Below are 21,097 nucleotides of genomic sequence, written 5' to 3' on the forward strand. Positions count from 1 at the left end.
ATTGGTTCCACCTCGGATTTATAGAAAATCGGCCCCCCGCGCTTATTCCATTAGCGTGACAAGCTATATTTTGTGTAGCAATCGGTGCTCACAGCGCATGCGCCACCAGCCGGAAATCCGGGTCTTCGGCAAATGGTTTCACGGTAAAGCCCAGGCTGCGCATCAGCTTGAGCATGCCGGGGTTGTTGGCCAGCACCAGGCCTTCGATTTCGCTCAGGCCTTTTTCGCGGGCGACTTCCATGATGCTGAGCATCAGGCGGCTGCCCAGGCCACGGCCGCTGTAGGCATCGGCCACCACCAGCGAGAACTCGCAGCTGGTGCTGTCGGGGTTGGTGATGAAGCGCGACACGCCCAGGATGCGCTCGGTCTCCGTGATGCTGCCGTCGTCGGTGACCACGCGCTCCTTGAACACTGCCACCAGGGCCATTTCGCGGTCGTAGTCCATCAGGGTGAAGCGCGACAGCATGCTGGGCGGCAGCTCGGACAGCATCGACACATAGCGGAAGTAGCGGCTCTCGGCGGACAGGCCGCGCACCAGGTCTTGCAGCATTTGGGCATCGTCCGGGCGGATGGCGCGCACGGCGTACTGGCCGCCACCGCGCAGCGGCCATACATGCTCGTAGTGGGCGGGGTAGGGCAGGATGGCCAGGTGCTGGTAACTTTGGCCGCGCCCGCTGTGGCCGACCGGGGCGTGGTCGATGACGATACGCGCGTCCACCGCTACCGCGCCCGAGGCATCGACGATCACCGGGTTGATGTCCATCTCGCGCAGCTGGGGCAGGGCGCAGACCATTTCCGACACCCGCATCAGCACCTGCTCCAGCGCGTGCATGTCCACCGGGCTGGCCCCACGCCATTCGCCCAGGGTTTCGGCCACGCGGGAGCGATCGATCAGGCTGCGGGCCAGAAACTGGTTCAGCGGCGGCAGCTCCATGGCGCGGTCGTTCAGCAGCTCGATCATGGTGCCGCCCGCGCCAAAGGCGATCACCGGGCCAAAGGGGTCGTCGGTGACCAGGCCGATGTAGATTTCGCGCCCGCGCTTGTGGCGGGCCATGTTTTGCACGGTGACACCGTTGATCCGGGCCTGCGGCATCTGCCGGGCCACCAGGGCCACCATGTCGTTGTAGCGGTCGCGCACGCCCACGGCGTTGGCGATGTTCAGCGCCACGCCGTCCACGTCGGACTTGTGGCTGATGTCGGGCGAGTCGATCTTCAGCGCCACCGGGTAGCCCAGCTGGGTGGCGATCATCATGGCTTCATTGGCGCTGCGGGCCAGCACGGTATGCGTCACCGGGATATGGAAGGCCGCCAGCAGGGCTTTGGATTCCATCTCGGTCAGCACCTGGCGGCGCTCGGCCAGCACGCTTTCGATCAGCAGGCGCGCACCTTCGATGTCGGGCTGGGCCAGGGCCGACAGGGGCGGTGGGGTTTGCTGCAGCAGGCGCTGGTTTTGGTAGAACGAGGCGATGTTGCCAAATGCGCCCACTGCCGCCTCGGGCGTGCGGAAGGTGGGAATGGCCGCCGCGTTGAGCAGGGTGCGCGCGCCCATCACCGATGCATCGCCCATCCAGCAGCTCAGCAGCGGCTTGGTGCTGTGCGGCATGAAGTCGGCCAGCGCGGCGGCAATGGCGGCGGCATCGCAACCGCCCTTGGGCGAGTGGATCACCAGCACGCCGTCCACCTGCGGGTCGGTGCTGGCGGCCTGCACCGCGGCCAGGTAGTGGGCGGGCGTGGCATCTTCGGACAGGTCTACCAAATCCGTCAGCGTGGCCAGCGGCGCTAGCTGGGGCCGCAGGGTGGTGACGGTGGCCGGGCTGAGCGTGCCCAGTTGCAGGTCGATCTCGCTGATCCAGTCGGCGGCCAGCACGCCGGGGCCGCCGCCGTTGGTGACCACGGCCAGCCGCTTGCCCACCGCCCGGTAGCGCGAGGCCAGGCACTTGGCCGCTGAAAACAGTTGCACAAAGGAACGCACCCGCACCGCCCCCGCGCGGCGCAAGGCCGAGTCAAACACATCGTCGCTGCCCACAATGGTGCCCGAATGGGTTTGCGCCGCCTTGTTGCCACCGGCCTTGTGCCCGGCTTTCAGCACCACCACCGGCTTGGCGTTGGCCGCGGCGCGCAGGGCGCTCATGAAGCGGCGCGCGTCGGAGATGCCTTCCATGTAGACCACGATGCTGTGGGTGTGCGCGTCGTTCGCCAGGTAGTCCAGCACCTGGGCCAGGTCCACGGCGGTGTTCGGCCCCAGCGACACCACGGTGGAAAAGCCCACTGCGTTCTGTTTGGCCCAGTCCAGGATCGACGCGGTCAGCGCGCCCGATTGCGACACCAGCGCCAGATGCCCCGGCGCTGCCAGCGCGCCTGCCACGCTGGCGTTCAGCCCCCGGCGCGGGCTTTGGAAACCCATGCAGTTGGGCCCCAGCAAATGCATGCCGTGGCGCTTGGCCACCCGGTGCAGGTCGGCCGCCAGCGTGGCGTTGATGCCGCTGGACACCACCAGCGCCGAGCGGCATTTGATGCGCCCAGCCACCTCCAGCGCAGCGGCCACGTCCTCGGGCGGCAGGGCGATGATGGCCAGGTCGGCCCGGGTCTGCGCCAGGTCGGCCAGGGTGCCGGTGGTGTGGATGTCCAGAAAGGCCAGGCTGCCGCTGAACTGCTGCGCCTTGAGCGCCGCCACCAGCGCCTGGGCGTGGGGCGTGCCCGGTGCCTCTGCGGTGGGGACCGCCCCGGCAAACACCACGATGGAGTCGGGGGCGAAAAGGGAGGTCAGGTAGTGGTTATCCATAACCCCATTGTGTTACGACTCCAGCGCCGCTGGAGCGGCCCCGCTGGTGCATTTATAAGAAATTAACCGCTTGCGCCCATGGATAAAGCGTAAGCAGCTATTTTTTCAGGAGCGTTAGGATGCTGCCACCTGCAGCACCAGCTTGCCAAAATTCCCCCCCGCAAACAGCTTCAGCAGCGTTTCGGGGAAAGTATCCAGCCCGACCACCACGTCCTCCAGGCTGACCATGCGGCCATCCTTCAAATAACCGGCCAGCTCGGCCACGGCCAAAGGGTAGCGGTCGGCGTAGTCGAACACCACCATGCCCTGCATGCGGGCGCGGTTGACCAGCAGGCTGAGGTAGTTTTTCGGGCCCTGCACCGGCGTGGTGTTGTTGTACTGGCTGATGGCACCGCAGATCACGATGCGGGCTTCGCGGGCCAGCTGGGCCAGCACCTGGTCCAGAATCTCGCCGCCTACGTTGTCGAAGTACACGTCCACCCCGGCGATGCAGTGTTCTTTGAGGCCGTTGCGTACCGCGTCCGGCCCGGCCTTGTAGTCGATGCAGGCATCAAAACCCAGGGTCTCCACCACCCAGGCGCACTTCTCCGGGCCGCCTGCAATGCCCACCACGTGGCAGCCCTTGAGCTTGGCCAACTGGCCCACGGTCTGGCCCACGGCACCGGCGGCACCCGACACCACCACGGTTTCGCCCGACTTGGGCTGGCCGATGTCGAGCAGGCCGAAATAGGCCGTCATGCCGGGCATGCCCAGCACGTTGAGCCACTGCGTCAGGCTGCCCAGACCCAGGTCGATCTTGGACAGGCCGTTGCGGCGCAGTTGCTCTTGGGGAATCAGCGTGTATTCCTGCACGCCCAGCGAACCCGATACGTGGTCGCCCACGGCAAACAGCGGGTTGTGGGATGCCACCACCACGCCCACGCCGCCTGCGCGCATCACCTCGCCAATGCCTACGGGCGGGATGTAGCTTTTGCCCTTGTTCATCCAGCCGCGCATGGCCGGGTCCAGCGACAGGCTGAGCACCTTGACCAGCACGCCGCCCGCTGCGGGCTGCTGCACCGGCTCGGTGGTGGAGCTCCAGTTGGCGCGGGTGGGCAGGCCTACGGGACGGCTGGCGAGGCGGATCTGGTGGTTGGTGGTCATGATTTGAAATTCTGTACAGAAAAAAAGGATGTTAACCACACCAGTTTCCTTGACAGTGCGCAACCGTGACAGGCTTGCGACTGGTATATCCTTAAGTGCATATTTAAGTGCATGCCCCAAGGAGTCCCCATGAAAGCCATTTGGAACGGCGCTGTGATCGCCGAGAGCGACGATATCGCGGTGGTGGAAGGCAACCACTATTTCCCGCTGAGCTCGCTAAACCACGATTTTGTAGGCTTCAGCAACCACAAAACCACCTGCGCCTGGAAAGGCCAGGCCAGCTACTACTCGCTGATCGTCAATGGCGAGATGAACACCGACGCGGCCTGGTACTACGCCACGCCCAAGATGGGTGCCGAAGAAGTCACCGACCGCGTGGCTTTCTGGAAAGGCGTGAAGATCGAAGCATGAGCGCTGTGTTGCTTTCTCCCCCCACCACGCCGCCCGATGAGGCCGTGGACGTGCTGCGCCAACAGGCCTACGTCGCCCTCAGCCCCGAAGGCGTGGCCGCACTGGCCGGTTGCACGTTGGCCGATTTGAACGCCCTGGTCCCCAGCTGGGACGACCTGCAGCCCGACGAATACCTGAAAGACGGTGGCCGCTACCGCCGCCGCCGCCATGCCTGCTTTGTGCTGCAAGGCGACACCCTGGAACAGGTGCCGCACCGGCCGCACTGGCAGCCGGTGGAGTACAACGCCTTGCACGGCGGCATGGAGCGCTGGTTTGCCCCCATGCTGCCCGCCACCGTGGCCCAGCCTGCGTGGACGCAGTTGCTGCTGGCGTTGGGGCACATTTGTTCCACGCTCAAAGGCAGCGGCCCAGCGCCCTGGTACGTGGAAGCGCACCAGTTCCGCATCGACACCACCGATGGCATTGGCCGCCCCACGCCCGAGGGCGCACACCGCGACGGCGTGGATTTTGTGGCCGTGCTGCTGGTGGGCCGAGAAGGCATCAAGGGCGGCGAAACCCGGGTGTTTGAAGCCGATGGGCCCCATGGCCAGCGCTTCACCATGACCGCGCCCTGGACGATGCTGCTGCTGGACGATGCCCGCGTGGTGCACGAGTCCACCCCCATCCAGCCCACGGCCGAGGGCGGGCACCGGGATACCCTGGTGCTGACGTTCCGGTCATCCAGTTTCCAGAGCAGCTAGAAGATTCACCACAAGGAGACACCATGGAACTACTCAACCACGACCTGGCCCATGAATTCCCGCAGCTCGTCGGCAAGATGCGCGCCCTGAAGCTGAGCAGCTCGCGCTTTTTGCACCTGTTCAACGACTACGATGCCGTCAACCACGCCATCACCAAGATCGAGCAAGACGGTGGCGTGATTGGTGATGTGGAGATGGAGGTCATGAAGAAGAAGCGCTTGAAGATCAAGGACGACATCTACCAGATGCTGGTTACAGGTTGAGACAGTTTTAGGGGTGAAATGGGGCTCTAGCACCCATTGGATGGGCGTGAGCAGCTATTAAAGGCGTAGCAAATACCAGCGTCCACCCCGACCCTCCCCCTGCGGGGGAGGGAGGCAGTCAGCCCATCGCCGTCCACTTCTGGGCGCTGTGGGCGGATTCCAGCACCTTCTCGATGAAGCGCACGCCGCGCGCGCCGTCTTCCACGCGCGGGTAGTCGGCATCCATGGGGTTGGCCACGCCACCGGCCAGCCGGGCGCGGATGTCGGCGGCTACGCCCAGGTAGATGTTGGCAAAGGCTTCGATGAAGCCCTCGGGGTGGCCGGAGGGCAGGCGCGATGCCTTGGTGGCCGCCTCGCACAGGCCCGGGCCGCCGCGCGTCAAGGTGCGCGGGGCTTCGTTCAAAGGCGTGTGAACCAGCCGGTTCGGGTTCTCCTGGCTCCAGTCCAGCGTGCCGCTGCTGCCAAACACGCGCAGGCGCAGGTCGTTTTCATTGCCGATGCAGATTTGCGATGCCAGCAGCGCGGCCCGCACCCCACCTTGCAGGCGCAGCAGCATCTGGGCATCGTCGTCCAACGTGCGGCCCGCGCCGGTGGCGGCCAGGTCAGCGCAGATGCTTTCCACCTCCAGCCCGGTCACCGTGGTCATCAGATTCTCTGCATGCGAGCCAATGTCGCCCATGGCCCCGGCCAGGCCGCTCAAGGCCGGGTCCATGCGCCAGGCGGCTTGTTTGTTGCCGGTGTCTTCCACAGCGGTGGCCAGCCAGCCCTGGTGGTATTCCACGATGACTTTGCGCACCGTGCCGATCGCGCCGCTGCGCACCATCTCGCGCATCTGCCGCACCAGCGGATAGCCGGTGTAGTTGTGCGTTACGCCAAACACCGTGCCCTGGCGCTTCACGGCTTCCACCAGGGCCTGCGCCTGCGCGCTGGTGTGCACCAGGGGCTTGTCGCACACCACGTGGAAGCCCGCTTCCACAAAGGCCTGGGCCACCGGGAAATGCAGGTGGTTGGGGGTGACGATGCTGACGAAGTCGATGCGATCAACTGCGGGGCGCTTTAGTTCGTCGGCCAGTAAATCTTGCCAGCTGCCGTGGTTGCGGTCATCGGCCAGAAACAGGTCGCGGCCCGAGGCGCGGGCCTTGTCCGGGTTGGCGGAGAGTGCGCCTGCGACCAGTTCGATCTGGCCGTCGAGTGCGGCGGCTTTGCGGTGCACTGCGCCAATAAAGGCATCGCGCCCGCCGCCGACCATGGCGTAGCGGAGTTTGCGGTTGGAATTCATGGTTACTATGGTTTTTGTAGCTGCTTGCGCTGGCGGAATGGGCGGTAGAGCATTATTTTTATCGGATTTTGTACCGCTCCTTCCCCCGCCGGGGGAAGGCCGGGATGGGGGCCGGGCTTATGGCGACCCATGCCCCCACCCCAACCCTCCCCCGGCGGGGGAGGGGGTAAGGCAGGTTCAGAACGGCGAATCGGGGAAGTAGAACTGGCTGGCGTTTTCTTTGGTGATCAGCACCGACGGGATGATGTAGGTGGCGGGCAGCTTCTCGCCCTTCAAACGCGCCTCGGCCGTCAGCTTGATCGCGTCGTAGATGAACTTGGGCGAGTACGACACGTTGGCCTGGATGCGCGGGTCTTTGCCGTCCATCAGGGTCTTGATCATGCCCTTGGCACCCGCGCCACCGAAGACGATTTTGATGTCGGTGCGTTTTGCCTGGTCGATGGCCTTGAGCACGCCCACGGCCATGTCGTCGTCGGCGGCCCACACCGCGTCGATCTGTTTGAAGCGCGTCAGGTAGTCTTGCATGACCTTGAAGGCATCGTCGCGGTTCCAGTTGGCGTATTTGGCATCGAGCAGCTTGATGTCGGGGCTGCCCTTGATGGCGGCGTTGAAGGCGTCCATGCGCTCGTTGTCCAGCGTGGTGGCAATGCCGCGCATGGCGACGATGTTGCCCTTGCCGCCCATGGCCTTCACCAGGTAGTCGCCAGGAATCTTGCCGAAGGCGGTGTTGTCGCCCGAGATGTAGGCATCTTGCGCGCTGGTGTCCGTCAGGCCGCGGTCGACCACGGTGACGTACACGCCCTTGCTTTTTACCTGCGCCACGGGTTTGGTCAGCGAGGCCGATTCAAACGGGAAGATGACCAGGGCATTGATCTTGTTCACTGTCTGCAAGTCTTGCAACTGGTTGGCCTGCTCGGGCGCGCCGGAGGCCGTCTTGACGATGACCTGCAGGCCGGGGTGGGCCTTTTCCAGGTCTTTCTTGGCCTGGTTGGCCCAGAACACGATGCCGCCGGTGAAGCCGTGGGTGGCGGCGGGGATGGCCACGCCGAGCACGACTTTTTCCTGCGCAAAGCTGGGCGCGGTGGCCAGCGCGGCCAGGGCCACGGCGGTGAGGGCCAATCTACGGGTGATCTTTTTCATTTCAGTTGTCTCCTACAGGTGGATAAAAAGTAGCGGGTGCTACCGGGTTGGAAAACTAACGTTTGGAGCGCTGCATGAATGCCACGCTGATGATCACAAAGCCTTGCACGGCAGCGTTCAGGTACACGCTGATGATGCTGGTCAGGTTCAGGATGTTGCTGATGACCGACAGCAAAATGGCACCCACCACCGTGCCGGTGATGCTGCCCGCGCCGCCCTTGAGTGCCGTGCCGCCCACGATCACCGCGGCAATGGCTTCCAGCTCCCACAGCAGGCCGGTGGTGGGCGAGGCCGAGCCCAGGCGCGGCACGTACAGCAGGGTGGCAATGCCCACGCACACGCCCAGCAGCACGTAGGTGAGGATCTTGATGCGGTCCACGTCCACGGCGGCGTAGCGGGCCACCTGCTCGTTGGAGCCAATCGCCTGCACGTAGCGGCCAAAGGCGGTGCGGTTCAGGATCACGCCGCCCAGCAGGGCGACCACCAAAAACACCCACACCGGAATCGGCACGCCCAGCAGGCTGGCGTAGTAGACGGGGCTGTACACGTCCGACAAATCGTTGTCCAGCGTGATCGCGCCGCCGTTGGCAAAGTAGGTGAGGTAGGCGCGGAAAATGCCCAGCGTGCCCAGGGTCACGATGAAGGGCTCGATGCGTCCCTTGGTGATCAGCAGGCCGTGCGCCAGGCCAAACAGCGCCCCCAGCACCAGGGCCAGGCCCATGCCTAAGACCACCACCATCACCGGCGAGGCCAGCATCGGCCCCAGGGTGTTCATGCACATGATGACGCTGCCCGCGATCAGCGCCGCCATCGACCCCACCGACAAATCGATGCCACCGGAGACGATCACAAAACACATGCCCACCGCGATGATGCCGATGAAGGCGGTGCGGGTGAGCACGTTCATGGCGTTGTCCAGCGTGGCGAAATTGCTGTTGAGCAGCGTGCCCGCGATGAGCAGCAGGACGAGGCCAATGACCGGGCCCATGCCGTGCAGGCGGCCCATCCAGTGGGTGGCGGTGCGGGGGGATTTAGTGGCTTCCTGTGGCATGGCGGATGAGTTCCTGTTCGGTCAATTGGTGTTCTTCAAGTACGGTTTGCAGCTGGCCGCCGCGCATCACCGCCACGCGGTGGCACAGCCCTATCAGCTCCATCAGCTCGCTGGAGATGACCACCACGGCCAGCCCCTCGCGGGCCAGGCGCTGCACCAGAAAGTAGATGTCGCGCTTGGCCCCCACGTCCACACCGCGCGTGGGTTCGTCCAGCACCACCACTTTGGGTTGCGGGTGCAGCACCTTGGCCAGGGCGAGCTTTTGCTGGTTGCCGCCCGACAGGCTGGATGCTGTGCTTTGCAGGTCACCGGTGCGGATGCCGTAGTCCTCTACCGCCGTCTTCAAAGCGGCCATTTCGGCCTGCGGGTCCAGAAACGGGTGGGTGTAGCGCTCCAGCGCCATCAGGGTGAGGTTTTCGCGCAGGCCAAAGTGCACGTGCAGGCCTTTGCCTTTGCGGTCTTCGCTCAGATACGTCAGGCCCTGCTGGGCGGCGGCGCGCGGGCTTTTGATGTCGACCGCCTGGCCTTGCAATTCGATGCGGCCCGCCGTGCGCTGGCGCAGGCCCAGCAGGCCTTCAAACAGCTCGGTGCGGCCTGCGCCCACCAGCCCGGCAAAGCCCAGAATCTCGCCGGGGCGCACCTCGAAGCTCACGTCTGTGGCCCAGCCGGGCACCGTCAACCCGGTCACCTTGAGCATGGGTGCGGCGGCGGGTGCGTGGGGCGCTTTGGGCGGATACAGGTCGGTCAGCTCGCGGCCCACCATCAGGCTGGCCATTTGCTGGCGGGTCAGGTTTTTGGTTTCCTCGCGGGCCACAAAGCGGCCATCGCGCATCACCACCACCTCGTCGGTCACCTGCTCCACCTCGTCGAGCTTGTGCGAGATGTAGACCAGGGTGACTCCGTCGGCCTTGAGCTGCGCCATCAGCGCAAACAGGCGCTTGGTTTCGCCCGGGGTGAGGGTGGCGGTGGGTTCGTCCATGATCAGCAGGCGGGCCTTGCGGAGCAGGGCGCGGGCAATTTCCACCAGCTGTTTTTCGGCCACGATCAGGTGTTTGACGCGGGTGTTTACGTCGGCCTGCAGGCCCACCTGGGCGATGGCTTTGGCGGCTTCGGTTTGCATGGCTAGGTCGTCCAGCAGCCAACCCTTCTTTTTCTCGTGGCCCAGGAACAGGTTTTGCGCAATCGTCAGGTCTTCGGCCAGGCTGAACTCCTGGTGGATCAGCACAATGCCTTGCGCCTCCGCCTGGCGCGAGGTGGTGAAGTTCTGGGGCTGGCCGTTGATGCGCAGCGTGCCGCCAGTGGCCACCTCGAACCCGGCCAGAATCTTCATCAGCGTGGATTTGCCCGCGCCGTTTTCGCCCAGCAGGCCCACGGTGCGGCCCGCCTGCAGCGCAAAGCCCACGCCGTGCAGCACGCGCACCGGGCCAAATTCTTTGACCACGTTGTCGAATTCCACGTTCACGCTCATCGCGGGCTTCCTTTGTTTTTTAGCGTCTCTTGCATGGCCAGCACGCCCGCGCCTACCAGCCCGGCCTGCTCGGCCAGCGGGGTGAGCTGGATCTCCAGATGCCGGGTGGACAAGGCCAGCGAGCGCTGGTACACGCTTTGCCGCACCGAGGCCAGAAACAGCGGCCCGATGCGGGTGATGCCGCCGCCAATGAACACGTGCGAGGGGTTAAAGAAATTCACCACCGAGGCCAGCATCTGCCCAATGAGATTGCCGGTGCGCTGGATGATGTGGTTGGCCGCCGCGTCGCCATGGCGGCTGGCGTTGCCCACGTCCTCCGGGGTGATGGCACCGGTGTTGGCCAGGCAGGCGGCCAGCCAGGGGCTTTCGCCGCTGGCTGCGGCCTCCAGCGCCATGCGGGTGATGGCCGGGCCTGCGGCCATGGCCTCCACGCAGCCCAGGTTGCCGCAGTGGCAGCGCGGCCCGGCGGTGTCCACGCAGATGTGGCCCACGTCGCCTGCCGAGCCATTGGCACCCCGGTACACCTCGCCGTGGCAGACGATGCCGCAGCCAATGCCGGTGCCTACCTTGATGACCAGAAAGTTCTGCAGGCTGCGCTGCAGCCGCCACAGCTCGCCCAGAGCCATGGTGTTCACGTCGTTGTCCACAAACACCGGCGCGGCAAAATCTTCGCGCAGCGCGTCGCGGATCGAGAAGCTGTCCCACTGCGGCATCAGCGGCGGGTTGACGAGTTGGCCGCTGGCAAAGTCCACCGGGCCGGGCACGCCCATGCCGATGCCTATCACCTGCTGCGGTGTGGCGGCGCACTCGGCCAGCAACTGGTGCACCAGCACCCGCACCCGGGCCATCACCAGGCCGGGGCCTGCGCGCACGTCGGCGGCTTCGGAGTGGCGGGCCAGCACGCTTAAATCGGGGCGCAGGATGGCGATGTCCAGGCTGGTGGCACCCAGGTCGGCGGCCACCAGCACGCCCAGCTGGGAATTAATTTGCACCGTCTCGGGGCGGCGGCCACCGCTGGAGGCTTTCAGCCCTGTCTCCTCCAGCAGGCCCAGGTCGAGCAGGGCGGCGACCAGGCTGTTGGTTTTGCTTTTGGAGAAGTCCAGCCGCTCGGCCAGGGCCAGGCGCGATGCCCCCGCCGACCAAAAAATGGCTTGCAGCAGCGTTGTTTCGTCGCTGGACAAAGTAGCCCCAGGTGCCAAGGCGTGTCTCCATTATCGTTATTTTGTCCGACTGTCGATCGAACGCGGTCGGTGGCGGATGGTAGACCGCGCACTTCTGCCACACAAGTCTTATCTTCGACCAAATTCAGGCCAAACAAGTTGACGCTGTTTTGTCACGTCAGTGACATATGCACCGGCTAACGTAACGCTATTTGCATTTGGAGAAGCCCTTGAACGCCAACGACGACATGGTGCAGCGCATGCACCGCGACCTGATCGACAGCTACGATGAAGAGCTGGAGCTGGAGATGGACGACCGCATGCTGTCTGGCCACGACGATGCCGAGCCCGCCACCGAGGCCCACAAGGAAGCCCGCCGCCAGTATTTCCGCGAGCTGTTTCGCCTGCAGGCCGAGCTGGTCAAGCTGCAAGACTGGGTGGTGGCTACCGGCCACAAGGTGGTGATCTTGTTTGAAGGGCGCGATGCCGCAGGCAAGGGCGGTGTCATCAAGCGCATCACCCAGCGCCTGAACCCGCGCGTCTGCCGCGTGGCCGCGCTGCCCGCACCCAACGACCGCGAACGCACGCAGTGGTACTTCCAGCGTTACGTGTCGCACTTGCCCGCAGCGGGCGAAATCGTGCTGTTTGACCGCAGCTGGTACAACCGTGCCGGGGTCGAGCGGGTCATGGGTTTTTGCACCGACGACCAGTACGAGGAGTTCTTCCGCACCGTGCCCGAGTTCGAGCGCATGCTGGTGCGCAGCGGCATCCAGCTGGTGAAATACTGGTTTTCCATCTCCGACCAGGAGCAGCACCTGCGCTTTCTGGGCCGCATCCACGACCCGCTGAAGCAGTGGAAACTCAGCCCCATGGACCTGGAATCCCGCCGCCGCTGGGAGGAATACACCAAGGCCAAAGAGGTGATGCTGGAGCGCACCCACATCCCCGAAGCCCCCTGGTGGGTAGTGCAGGCCGTAGACAAAAAGAAGGCCCGCCTGAACTGCATCCACCACCTGCTGCAGCAAATGCCCTACGACGAGGTAGAGCACCCCGCCATCGTTCTTCCCGAGCGCGAGCGCCACGAAGACTACATCCGCAACGCCGTACCGCAAGAGATCGTGGTGCCTGAGATTTATTGAACACCCCCAGGCTGCAGCGCTTCGCGTCTTTCGCCAACCCCCTTGCAGGGGGCAACAGCAGCGGCCTGGCGGAGCCAGTTCCGCGCTGTTTCACGAAGGGGTGTCTGTGTGATGGGTATATGTGATTTAGGCTGCTGGCGCTTATGGAATGGGCGTGAGAAGCTCCTAAAACCGTAGCGGGCGGTAGCCAATTGGGGTCGGATCATCCGCGCGCTCCACCGGGTGGTTGCCGTCACAAGCCGCAGGTCGCGCGTGTGCTCCGACCCTTATTGGCGGTTTAACGTCCCACCGTCACCCACGCACATCCGCAACCGCCTCCCCCCCAAAATCCCCCCGCCCCAAATAAGCCAACACCCGCGCCGCCGCATCCCCCGGCGACGTGAGCTGCCCCTTGCGGTGCAAGTCGGCAAACGCCCCCTGGTCCGCAAACGCCCCCGCGTCCGCCCCGCGCAACTGCGCCTGCATGTCGGTATCGATCACCCCTGGTGCCAGCGAACACACCTTCGCCCCATTCACCTGCCCCGCCTCGTCCAGCGCCACGCAGCGCGTGAAGTGGTCCATCCCCGCCTTGGCCGCGCAGTAAGCAGCCGATGCCGCCATCGCCCGCCGCCCCAGCCCCGACGAAATATTCAGCACCTTGCGTTGCCCCGGCCAGCCCCGCGTGGCCCCCAAAAACGCCGCCGTCAACTGCATAGGAGCCTCCAACCCCACCCGCAGCGCCTGCGCCAGATCAGCCCCCTCGGCATCCCGCAGCGGCGTGAGCTGCGCCAAGGTGCCCGCGTTGTTGATCAGCGTCACACTGGCCCACCGCGCCGTATCCTGCTGCTGCAGCCAGACACCCAGCCGCTGCGCCACCGGCAGGCTGTCGGCTAGGTCGGCCTGCCACTGCTCCAGCACGCTGCCCGCCGGGGCGACCAGCTGCGCGTTCGTTTGCCGCGAGATGCACACCAGATGGTGGCCCGACTGCAGCAGTTGCTCGGCCATAGCCAGGCCCATGCCGCGCGAGGCGCCAGTGAGGATGGTGAGGTGGGGTAAATTTTTTGTCATGAAATGGAGGCTTATGCTTATTGAGTAAGCGTGGATAGCTATGGAATATGTAGTGAAAAATCTACCGATTCAAAGCAATAGTGGATAGTATTTTGGCGAACATTTAACTGTACATAAAATCAGTATTTTGGAATAAAATGATCAAGTTAAGTTTTAAAGGACTCTCAATTGCCCGTCGAAAACTCCCACAATTGGCTAGAAGTCCTTACAGCAGGCAGTACTGCTCTAGCCACACTATTTGCAGCAGTCAGTACCTGGATTTCAAAGCAGAGTGTCAAGGCCGCAAGGGATGCGATCGAAGAAGCTAGTTTTTCTAGACGTACAGAGCTTGCACCAAAACTTATTCTCGAGAAAGATTTTTTGGATCTGCGGTTCTTCTGGCCACATCCTGAGAGCCTAAATGGTGAGGCCGTTTTCCTTGCTAGAGCGGATTTGAAAGACGAAACTCTGAAATCGCCGACTTTTTCACTCCAGAATTTTGGACAGAGCCCTGCCTTAGAGCTAGCCATCGTTTGGCAACTAGACGATCCAAACGGAGAGCTAATACTGCCGGATAGCTACCAGAAGCTAGGACTAACTATTAGATCGGGCGTGCCACCTGGACAGCAGGGTTCTATAGAAACTTTGGAGTACTCAAAGCCCAGTGTTAGTCTGGGTGTGCCACTTTATCGCAGGTGGAAAACTGATATCCCTAGCTCTTCGCCGGGTCAGCTGCGAACAATAGCGTTCCCTGAGCACATCCTTCATACGCTATTTGCCCGTGGATTGCAGCTCGGTTCCAGCATGCCTGGCGAAGATATAACTTTGACCGCCACCATCAATTGCCACTCAGTTGATGGCTTTGAGCACAAGAGCCAATTTCGTTGGAAAATCATCCCATTTCACCATTGGGCAATAGAACCGGTTGTGGTCTATGGTCATTTTTTTGAGCTGCCTCTTCATCGCAGGCCAGACGGTCCGCGCGTCGCATAGCATTCCATATCCTATGTAAATGGCTCGGATAACAACGTTCAAGCGCCACAAATGCTGATACCCGACATCTTGACTTTCGTAGAGTTGGATGTTTGAAAAAGGGCAAGATGGGTATGAAGGAAAACCGGCAATCGTGCAGATTTCGTTGGTATGAGTAGCTATGGATTCCGTAGTAATGCGGAGATTGAAAATGGATCGAAATCGACATCTCCTCCAGTGCCTTACGCAAGATCTACAGGCTGGCCCTAATCCACCTTCGTTGACCCACCGGCGGGCCAGCACCCCACCCCACGGAGCCCCCATGCTAAAAACCTACCAAGGCAGCTGCCATTGCGGTGCTGTCCGGTTCGAGGCCGATCTGGACCTGACGCAAAACACCTACCGCTGCAACTGCTCCATCTGCAGCCGCACCCGCTTCTGGGCGGCGGTGGCCCGGGAAGAGGGCTTTCGCCTGCTGGCCGGAGAGGCGGACCTCACCCAGTACCTGTTCAACACCCGCAAGAACCAACATTACTTTTGCAAACATTGCGGCGTGCGCGCGTTTGGCATTGGCACCGACACGCCGATTGGCAAGATGTACGGGGTGAATCTGGGCTGCCTCGCAGGCGTGTCCGACGCAGAGCTGGCGGCCTTGCCCATCCAGTACGTGGATGGCCGCAGCGGCGATTGGCAGGCGGTGCCGGAGTTTTGTAGCCACCTGTGAAGAGGGGCCGGGCGGCTTCACCCCAACACAAACGGCTTCACCAGCATCCACACCGCGGTACACAGCACCATCCACGCAAACGCCGCCCGCATGCGCTTTTCAGAGAGTTTGTGGGCCACGGCCACCCCGGCGGAGACGGTGAACAGGCCGCCGATGGCCAGGGGCAGGCCCATGCCCCAGTCCACGCGGTCGGCGGCGCTGTAGGTGATCAGGGCGATGATGGAGCTGGGGGCGACCAGGGCCAGCGACAGGCTTTGGGCCACGGTTTGCGATTGGCGAAACCAACCAGTGAGGATGGGGGTGGCGACCATGCCGCCGCCCACGCCCAGCAGGCCCATGGCACCGCCACCCACCACGCCCACCAGCGGCATCCAGCGCAGGCTGCGCGGTGGGGGGGCGACGGCGGTGGGGCTGGCGGGTTTTTTGGCCAGCATGCTGATGGCCAGGGCCAGCAGAAAGACACTGAACACGGTGCGCATGATCTCGGGTGCCAGGCGGGTGGCGACATGGGCCACGGCCCAGGTGGTGAGGCAGGCCAGGGCACCGATTTGCAGCGCGGTTTTCAAGGCGATGGGGTGCCTTTGGCTGTAGCGCACCCAGGCGATCAGCAGGTTGGGCACCATCATCACCAGGGCCGTACCCTGCGCTACGGCCTGGTCCAGGCCAAAGCCCACGGCCAGCAGCGGGATCATGATGATGCCGCCACCAATGCCAAACAAGCCGCCCACAAAGCCCAAAGCGGCCCCCAGTGCCAACATCATCAGAAGCGTGGGGAGGGCGGTGTGCAGCATGGGGTGAATTTATAAATCAAAAGTGGCTCTAGCGCTTATTCTATGGGCGCTAGCAGCTATCAAAAGAAGAGTGTGGCGTAGGGTGGGCCGCTTACTTGGGCAACTGCGGTACGCCCACAAAGTCGTCCAGCGACAGGCCTTTTTCTTTCAGCAGCGCCTCCAGCAGCGGCTGCAGTTTGCCCAGGCTCTCGGCCACGGTTTCGCGCACGGTGTCCACCACCACTTGGGTGCTGCGCTCGATTTCGATGTTGACCGTGTCGCCCGCCTGGATGCTGCCAAAGGTGGTGGCGCGGCGGGTTTCGGGGATCAGCCAGACTTCGAACCAGCCCTCCTGGCGGTTGACTTCCGACACCGTGAGGCTGGCGCCGTTGATGGCGATGTAGCCCTTGGCGAAGATGTATTTGCGGAATGCTTCGGGAATGGCGAAGCGCAGCTTGCAGTTGGTGTCGGTCAGCAGCACGTCGCTGAGGGTGGTGCAGAAATCCACGTGGCCCGACAGCGGGTGGCCGCCGATTTCGGCCCCTTCCTTGGCGGCGCGCTCCACATTCACCGCGCTGCCGTGGGCGTAGCGGCCCAGGGTGGTGATGTTTAGGCTTTGCAGCATCACGTCGAACGCGGCGGCGGTGGGGGAAACGAGTTCGGTGACGGTAAGGCACACGCCGTCTACCGAGACGCTGGCACCGATGGCCAGGTCCTGGCAAAAGCCGGGGGGGAACGCGAGGGTGAAGCTGCGCATGCCGTTCTGGTCCTGGAGCGCGTGGACGGTGGCGGTGGCTTGGATGATGCCTGTGAACATGGTGCGGTGGCGTGGGTAAAACCGCCATTGTCCGTCAGCGCTGGGAGGGCAGGCACTTATACTCGGTGCCCATGCGCGGCGTGGACACATTCCCAGTCGCATGCCACCCGGCAGCTACCGCGCGCAGGCATTTATTTTTCTGTTTTTCAAGCCATTCGCCATGCCTATTACCCCGCCCGTTGTTCCCCCAGCCGCAGAGCCGTCCTCTGCCGATGCCATTGCCGAGGCGCTGGAGAAGCACAAGCAAGTCGCCGAAGAGATCAAGGACGTGGCGGAAGAGCTGGGCGTGGTGCATGCCGTGCTGGACACGCAAATCCCGGGCGATGCGCACCACGCCGATGTGGACGAGGCCGTGGCCCGCACCGATGCGCTGGAGAAGCGCCTGAACGAATCCGCCAAGGTACTGGAAGACGCTACCGAGGCGCTGGAGCAAGAGGTCAAGGCGCTGCAGGCTGGCCAGGAACCCTGAGAGACATCAGGCCTCTTGCCGCAAATATGCGGGCAGGCGCAGCCCGGCTTGCTGCAGCAGCGCAAATTCCGGGTCGGGCAGCGTGAGTTCCTGTATGTCGAAATGGCACAAGGTGCCCCAGAGTTCGCCGCTGCGGCTTTGCAGGGGCACGCCGTGGTAGCAGACCATGACCCCCTGGTAGGGGTGGCCGTCCAGCCGCTGGTCGGTGGCAGAGTTGGTGGTCTGGAAAACACCGTCGCGCAAGACAAACTGGCAAAAGCTGGTGGCCAAAGGTACTTCGGCCAAATACTCAGGGCAGATTTCGCCCAACTTGTCACACAGCAGCACGTTGCGCAAGATGCCGCCGTCCAGCCGGTAAACCGCCGTGAAGCGGTGCGCCACGCCCGCGTTCAGGTACTGGATGGCTGCTGCAGCGCCACCGGTCTCCAGGATGGAGGACAGGGTGGCGAAGCTTCGGGTGGTGTGCATGGCGTAGTGGGTAACTGGTAGCGGAGGGGCGGCTGGGGCCCAGTCTATGCGAGTTCACCGCGGCGCGGATTGGGTGGGCAACACCGCGAAATTTCTGCGGATAATTTATATGGTTAAAAGTGGCTCCCGTGCTTATGGAATAAGCGCAATAAGCTCTTATAAATATAGCAAACCTCAGAACTCAGGCGCGCAGTCCCAACGCAGCGCGGCCCCTGTGGCCGGGTGCTGCAGGGCCAGGCTGCTGGCATGCAGCAGCAAGCGGCTGGCCATGGCCTGCACAGGGGCCGGGGCATACAGCGCATCGCCCAGGATGGGGTGGCCTATGGCGGCCAGGTGTACGCGCAGCTGGTGCGAGCGGCCGGTGACCGGCTCCAGCTCCAGCCGGGTGCAGCCTTCCAAACTCTCCAGTACCTGCCAACGGGTGCAACTGGGTTTGCCGTGCTCCCAGTCGATCTTGCGCAAGGGGCGGTTGGGCCAGTCCACCAGGATGGGCAGGTCGATCTGGCCTTGCGCTTGGGCGGGGCGGCCCGCCACCACGGCGATGTAGCGTTTCTCTACTGCACGGTTGGCAAAGGCGGCGTTGAGAAGGCGTTGCATGGCGATGCCGCGCGCCATCACCACCAGGCCCGAGGTGGCCATGTCCAGACGGTGCACCACCAATGCGTCGGGGTAGGCCTGCTGGGCGCGGGCACTCAGGCAGTCTTGCTTGTCGGGGCCCCGGCCGGGCACCGAGAGCAGGCCGCTGGGCTTGTGGAAGACTAGGAGGTGGTCGTCGGCGTAAACCGTGTTCAGGCCTAAAGCGGTATCCAGCTCAGAGGTTTCCACGGCGTTGTTCGCGCTGCATGAAGAGGTACAGGCCCTCCACTTTTTCGCGCGCCCAGGGGGTTTTGCGCAAAAACTTCAGGCTGGAGGCGATGCTGGGGTCGCTGGTGAAGCAGCGGATGTTGATTTGCTGGCCCAAGCTTTCCCAGCCATAGCCCTCGACCAGGGCGGTGAGGATGGCCTCCAGGGTGAGGCCGTGCAGGGGGTTGCGGGCTTGTTTGGTGGGTGGTGTGTCAGGTAGGTCAGTGCTCATGCGGCGGTGTTGTCCAGAATCAGGCGCTGCACGGTAGCACAGAGTTCCTCCACGTCATTGGGTTTGTGGATCAGGGCCTTGGCACCTTCGGCGATGGCGCTTTGCTCGATCTCGGCGGTGATGTAGCCCGAGGCCAGGGCGACGGGCAGGTCGGGGCGGATGCGCTGGGCTTCGCGCACCAGGTCCACGCCGCAGTAGCCGGGCATGTTGAAGTCGGTGACCAGCAGGTCGTAGGCCCCGGCATTGGCGCGCAGCTCGGCGGCGGCCTTGTTGGGGTCGGAGAAGCCGCTGACCCTAAAGCCGCGTCGGCGCAGCACCCGCTCGACCAGAAACACCAGAGCGTGGTCGTCGTCCACATACATCACGTGCTTGCCCAGCACCTGTACGCTGGCGGCGGGGGCGGGATCGGCTTCGGACGGGTGCAAGGCGAGCAGGGCGGCGAAGTCGGAGTCGGTCACCGGCTCCATGGCCGGGAAGTACAGGGTGAAGCGGCTGCCCAGGGCCGGGGCGCTTTGCACATCGACCGCTCCGTTGTGGCTGCGCATCACGCCGTGCACCACGGCCAGGCCCAGGCCGGTGCCCTGGCCGACTTCCTTGGTGGTGAAAAACGGCTCAAAGATGCGCAGCAGGGTGTCGTCGTCCATGCCCTTGCCGCTGTCGAGCACGGTGAGCATGGCGTAGCCGCCCGGTGCCAGGCTCAGGCGGTCGCACAGGCGCGGGTCGGGCTCCACGCCGGTCAGCTCGATGCTGACCACGCCGCGCTGGTCGCCGTGGGCCTGGATGGCGTTGGTACACAGGTTGAGCACGGCCTGCTGGACCTGCACCGCGTCGGCCATCACCAGCGGGGTGCTGGGGTTGATGTGCAGGTGCAGCTCTACCGCCGGGGGCAGGGTGACGCGCAGCAGGCGCTCGGTTTCAAACACCAGCTCGGCCAGCGCCACCGGGGTGCGGCGCGGGGCTTCGTTGCGGCTGAAGGTCAAGATCTGGCGCACCAGGTCGCGGGCGCGGCGACCGGCCTTGTCGATTTCGTGCAGGCTGACCTGGGCGGGCGAGTTGGGACCTGCGTCTTCCTTGGCCAGCTCCACATTGCCCAGGATGGCGCTGAGGATGTTGTTGAAGTCGTGCGCAATGCCACCGGCCATGGTGCCCACAGCCTGCATTTTTTGCGACTCGCGCAGTTGCGCCTCCAAGACGCTGCGCTGCACTTCGGCACGCTTGCGGCTGGTCAGGTCGCGGGCAAAGACGGTGGTGGTTTCGCCGCCGGGGTGGCGCTCGAACGACACACTGACTTCGACCGACAGGCGTTTGCCGCTGGCCGTAAGCGCCGTCATTTCGCCCAAAAACGCCTGGGTGGAGATCTGGTTCAGCGCCAGCGCGTGCCCGGCATCGGGGAAAAAGCGCGTCAGCAGGCTGCCCAGGGCCTGCGAGGACGGGCACTGGAACAGCACCGCCGCCGTCGGGTTGAAGACGGTGATGTGCTGGTCTTTGTCCACGCAGATGATGGCATCCAGCGCCGAGTTGATGATGGCCTCCAGGCGGCTTTCGCTGGAGCGCAGCTGCTCGTTGCGCTGGCGCAGGGCCGACGCGCTGAGCTGCAGTGCGCGGCGCTCGGCCAGCAGGGGCCCCTGGTCGACCACGGCGCAGATGTACTGGGCGATGGCATCCGACGCGCTCTCCAGCCGGGCGATGTGCAGGTCGCCCGACATGGCACCGTCCTGCCCGATGCTGAACACCACCTCGGTGGCTTCGCAGTGGCCGTCCACCCGCGCCTCGCGAAAGGCCTGGCGCACCTGCTCGGTACAGCCGGGGCTGACGAAGGGCATCAGAAAGTGCAGTGGCCGGTCGCGCTCGGTGGGCTGGAACAGGCGCTGCGCCATGGCATTGCTTTGCACCACCATGTCGTGGTCGTCCACCACCATCAGGGCCAGCGGCACGCTGGAGAAAAGGGTTTCAAACCGCTCGGACGCGGCCTCGGATGCGGCCTGGCTGTAGCGCAGCACCTTGTTCTGGCTTTCCAGCTCCGCCTGGCGGTTGCGCAGGTCCAGGATCAGCTGGTGCACCGGCACGACCGGCTGCAGGCTGTCATGGGCCAGGCTGATCAAGGCGCTGGGCACCAGGGCGGGAGGGGAGGACTGGCGCATGGAGACTTTGGCTGCAGCGGTACAACAGGGGCAGAACGGTTGTGCAATCGGATGGTCGA

21 protein-coding genes are annotated in these 21,097 nt (G+C 63.9%); 7 read left to right on the forward strand and 14 right to left on the reverse strand.

Annotated features, from left to right (window positions below; all coding sequences use genetic code 11):
* Nucleotides 1-88: 88 nt before the first annotated feature.
* Nucleotides 89-2,782: a bifunctional acetate--CoA ligase family protein/GNAT family N-acetyltransferase gene (locus AC097O_RS09690; protein WP_479592588.1), complete on the reverse strand. Its 2,694-nt coding sequence runs from the start codon at nucleotides 2,780-2,782 to the stop codon at nucleotides 89-91.
* A gap of 114 nt (nucleotides 2,783-2,896) precedes the next feature.
* Complete coding sequence (locus tag AC097O_RS09695; protein ID WP_479592589.1) at nucleotides 2,897-3,925, reverse strand: NADP-dependent oxidoreductase; 1,029 nt, start codon at nucleotides 3,923-3,925, stop codon at nucleotides 2,897-2,899.
* 129 nt (nucleotides 3,926-4,054) lie between these two features.
* Between AC097O_RS09695 and AC097O_RS09700 the strand changes: the two genes are divergently transcribed.
* Genes AC097O_RS09700 through AC097O_RS09710 form a run of 3 tightly spaced genes read left to right on the forward strand, consistent with a single transcriptional unit; the run spans nucleotide 4,055 to nucleotide 5,339 of the window.
* Nucleotides 4,055-4,336, forward strand: a complete 282-nt coding sequence (locus tag AC097O_RS09700; RefSeq protein WP_315183442.1) for a DUF427 domain-containing protein — start codon at nucleotides 4,055-4,057, stop codon at nucleotides 4,334-4,336.
* Complete coding sequence (locus tag AC097O_RS09705; protein ID WP_479592590.1) at nucleotides 4,333-5,076, forward strand: 2OG-Fe dioxygenase family protein; 744 nt, start codon at nucleotides 4,333-4,335, stop codon at nucleotides 5,074-5,076. The genes AC097O_RS09700 and AC097O_RS09705 overlap by 4 nt, the downstream gene beginning before the upstream one ends.
* 23 nt (nucleotides 5,077-5,099) lie before the next feature.
* Nucleotides 5,100-5,339, forward strand: a complete 240-nt coding sequence (locus AC097O_RS09710) for an HP1242/YdcH family protein (protein ID WP_479592591.1) — start codon at nucleotides 5,100-5,102, stop codon at nucleotides 5,337-5,339.
* A 118-nt stretch (nucleotides 5,340-5,457) separates the two neighbouring features.
* On the opposite strand, the gene AC097O_RS09715 is transcribed toward AC097O_RS09710, so the two are convergent.
* The 5 genes from AC097O_RS09715 to AC097O_RS09735 all read right to left on the reverse strand — a co-directional run bounded on the left by AC097O_RS09715 (nucleotide 5,458) and on the right by AC097O_RS09735 (nucleotide 11,476).
* Nucleotides 5,458-6,618 carry a Gfo/Idh/MocA family protein gene (locus AC097O_RS09715; RefSeq protein WP_479592592.1) on the reverse strand — a complete coding sequence of 387 codons (1,161 nt, stop codon included), beginning with the start codon at nucleotides 6,616-6,618 and terminating at the stop codon, nucleotides 5,458-5,460.
* A 177-nt stretch (nucleotides 6,619-6,795) separates the two neighbouring features.
* Entirely contained in the window at nucleotides 6,796-7,758 is a 963-nt protein-coding gene (locus tag AC097O_RS09720) for a substrate-binding domain-containing protein (RefSeq protein ID WP_479592593.1), read from the reverse strand.
* 55 nt (nucleotides 7,759-7,813) lie between these two features.
* Nucleotides 7,814-8,809, reverse strand: a complete 996-nt coding sequence (locus AC097O_RS09725) for an ABC transporter permease (RefSeq protein WP_479592594.1) — start codon at nucleotides 8,807-8,809, stop codon at nucleotides 7,814-7,816.
* Entirely contained in the window at nucleotides 8,790-10,277 is a 1,488-nt protein-coding gene (locus AC097O_RS09730) for a sugar ABC transporter ATP-binding protein (protein ID WP_479592595.1), read from the reverse strand. Before AC097O_RS09730 ends, AC097O_RS09725 begins: the two co-directional genes overlap by 20 nt.
* Complete coding sequence (locus AC097O_RS09735; RefSeq protein WP_479592596.1) at nucleotides 10,274-11,476, reverse strand: ROK family protein; 1,203 nt, start codon at nucleotides 11,474-11,476, stop codon at nucleotides 10,274-10,276. The genes AC097O_RS09730 and AC097O_RS09735 overlap by 4 nt, the downstream gene beginning before the upstream one ends.
* 209 nt (nucleotides 11,477-11,685) lie before the next feature.
* Here AC097O_RS09735 and ppk2 point away from each other — a divergent pair, with 209 nt between their 5' ends.
* Nucleotides 11,686-12,576, forward strand: a complete 891-nt coding sequence (gene ppk2 / locus AC097O_RS09740; RefSeq protein ID WP_479592648.1) for a polyphosphate kinase 2 — start codon at nucleotides 11,686-11,688, stop codon at nucleotides 12,574-12,576.
* Nucleotides 12,577-12,867: 291 nt separating this feature from the next.
* Here ppk2 and AC097O_RS09745 read toward each other — a convergent pair whose 3' ends face one another.
* Nucleotides 12,868-13,623, reverse strand: coding sequence for an SDR family NAD(P)-dependent oxidoreductase (locus AC097O_RS09745; protein WP_479592597.1), 756 nt, complete (start codon nucleotides 13,621-13,623; stop codon nucleotides 12,868-12,870).
* A 168-nt stretch (nucleotides 13,624-13,791) separates the two neighbouring features.
* Here AC097O_RS09745 and AC097O_RS09750 point away from each other — a divergent pair, with 168 nt between their 5' ends.
* Together AC097O_RS09750 and AC097O_RS09755 are read left to right on the forward strand one after the other, a co-directional pair.
* The gene (locus AC097O_RS09750; RefSeq protein ID WP_479592598.1) at nucleotides 13,792-14,595 is read left to right on the forward strand and encodes a hypothetical protein; all 804 of its coding nucleotides are present in this window, start codon (nucleotides 13,792-13,794) and stop codon (nucleotides 14,593-14,595) included.
* A gap of 301 nt (nucleotides 14,596-14,896) precedes the next feature.
* Complete coding sequence (locus AC097O_RS09755; protein ID WP_479592599.1) at nucleotides 14,897-15,298, forward strand: GFA family protein; 402 nt, start codon at nucleotides 14,897-14,899, stop codon at nucleotides 15,296-15,298.
* A 17-nt stretch (nucleotides 15,299-15,315) separates the two neighbouring features.
* On the opposite strand, the gene AC097O_RS09760 is transcribed toward AC097O_RS09755, so the two are convergent.
* Both AC097O_RS09760 and AC097O_RS09765 read right to left on the reverse strand, forming a co-directional pair.
* Complete coding sequence (locus AC097O_RS09760; protein ID WP_479592600.1) at nucleotides 15,316-16,089, reverse strand: sulfite exporter TauE/SafE family protein; 774 nt, start codon at nucleotides 16,087-16,089, stop codon at nucleotides 15,316-15,318.
* 91 nt (nucleotides 16,090-16,180) lie between these two features.
* Entirely contained in the window at nucleotides 16,181-16,885 is a 705-nt protein-coding gene (locus tag AC097O_RS09765) for a riboflavin synthase subunit alpha (RefSeq protein ID WP_479592601.1), read from the reverse strand.
* A gap of 160 nt (nucleotides 16,886-17,045) precedes the next feature.
* Here AC097O_RS09765 and AC097O_RS09770 point away from each other — a divergent pair, with 160 nt between their 5' ends.
* Nucleotides 17,046-17,354 carry a hypothetical protein gene (locus AC097O_RS09770; protein WP_315183413.1) on the forward strand — a complete coding sequence of 103 codons (309 nt, stop codon included), beginning with the start codon at nucleotides 17,046-17,048 and terminating at the stop codon, nucleotides 17,352-17,354.
* Between the two features lie 6 nt (nucleotides 17,355-17,360).
* On the opposite strand, the gene AC097O_RS09775 is transcribed toward AC097O_RS09770, so the two are convergent.
* The 4 genes from AC097O_RS09775 to AC097O_RS09790 form a co-directional block, all read right to left on the reverse strand.
* A complete protein-coding gene (locus AC097O_RS09775) occupies nucleotides 17,361-17,822 on the reverse strand; it encodes a guanylate cyclase (protein ID WP_479592602.1) in 462 nt (153 codons plus the stop codon).
* A 174-nt stretch (nucleotides 17,823-17,996) separates the two neighbouring features.
* On the reverse strand, nucleotides 17,997-18,647 hold the full coding sequence (locus tag AC097O_RS09780) for a pseudouridine synthase (RefSeq protein ID WP_479592603.1): 651 nt from the start codon (nucleotides 18,645-18,647) through the stop codon (nucleotides 17,997-17,999).
* Nucleotides 18,634-18,897: a VF530 family protein gene (locus AC097O_RS09785; protein WP_479592604.1), complete on the reverse strand. Its 264-nt coding sequence runs from the start codon at nucleotides 18,895-18,897 to the stop codon at nucleotides 18,634-18,636. The genes AC097O_RS09780 and AC097O_RS09785 overlap by 14 nt, the downstream gene beginning before the upstream one ends.
* Nucleotides 18,894-21,038 carry a PAS domain-containing hybrid sensor histidine kinase/response regulator gene (locus AC097O_RS09790; protein WP_479592605.1) on the reverse strand — a complete coding sequence of 715 codons (2,145 nt, stop codon included), beginning with the start codon at nucleotides 21,036-21,038 and terminating at the stop codon, nucleotides 18,894-18,896. Before AC097O_RS09790 ends, AC097O_RS09785 begins: the two co-directional genes overlap by 4 nt.
* Between the last annotated feature and the right edge of the window lie 59 nt (nucleotides 21,039-21,097).

The organism is Rhodoferax sp. LS1P39 (assembly GCF_056521425.1).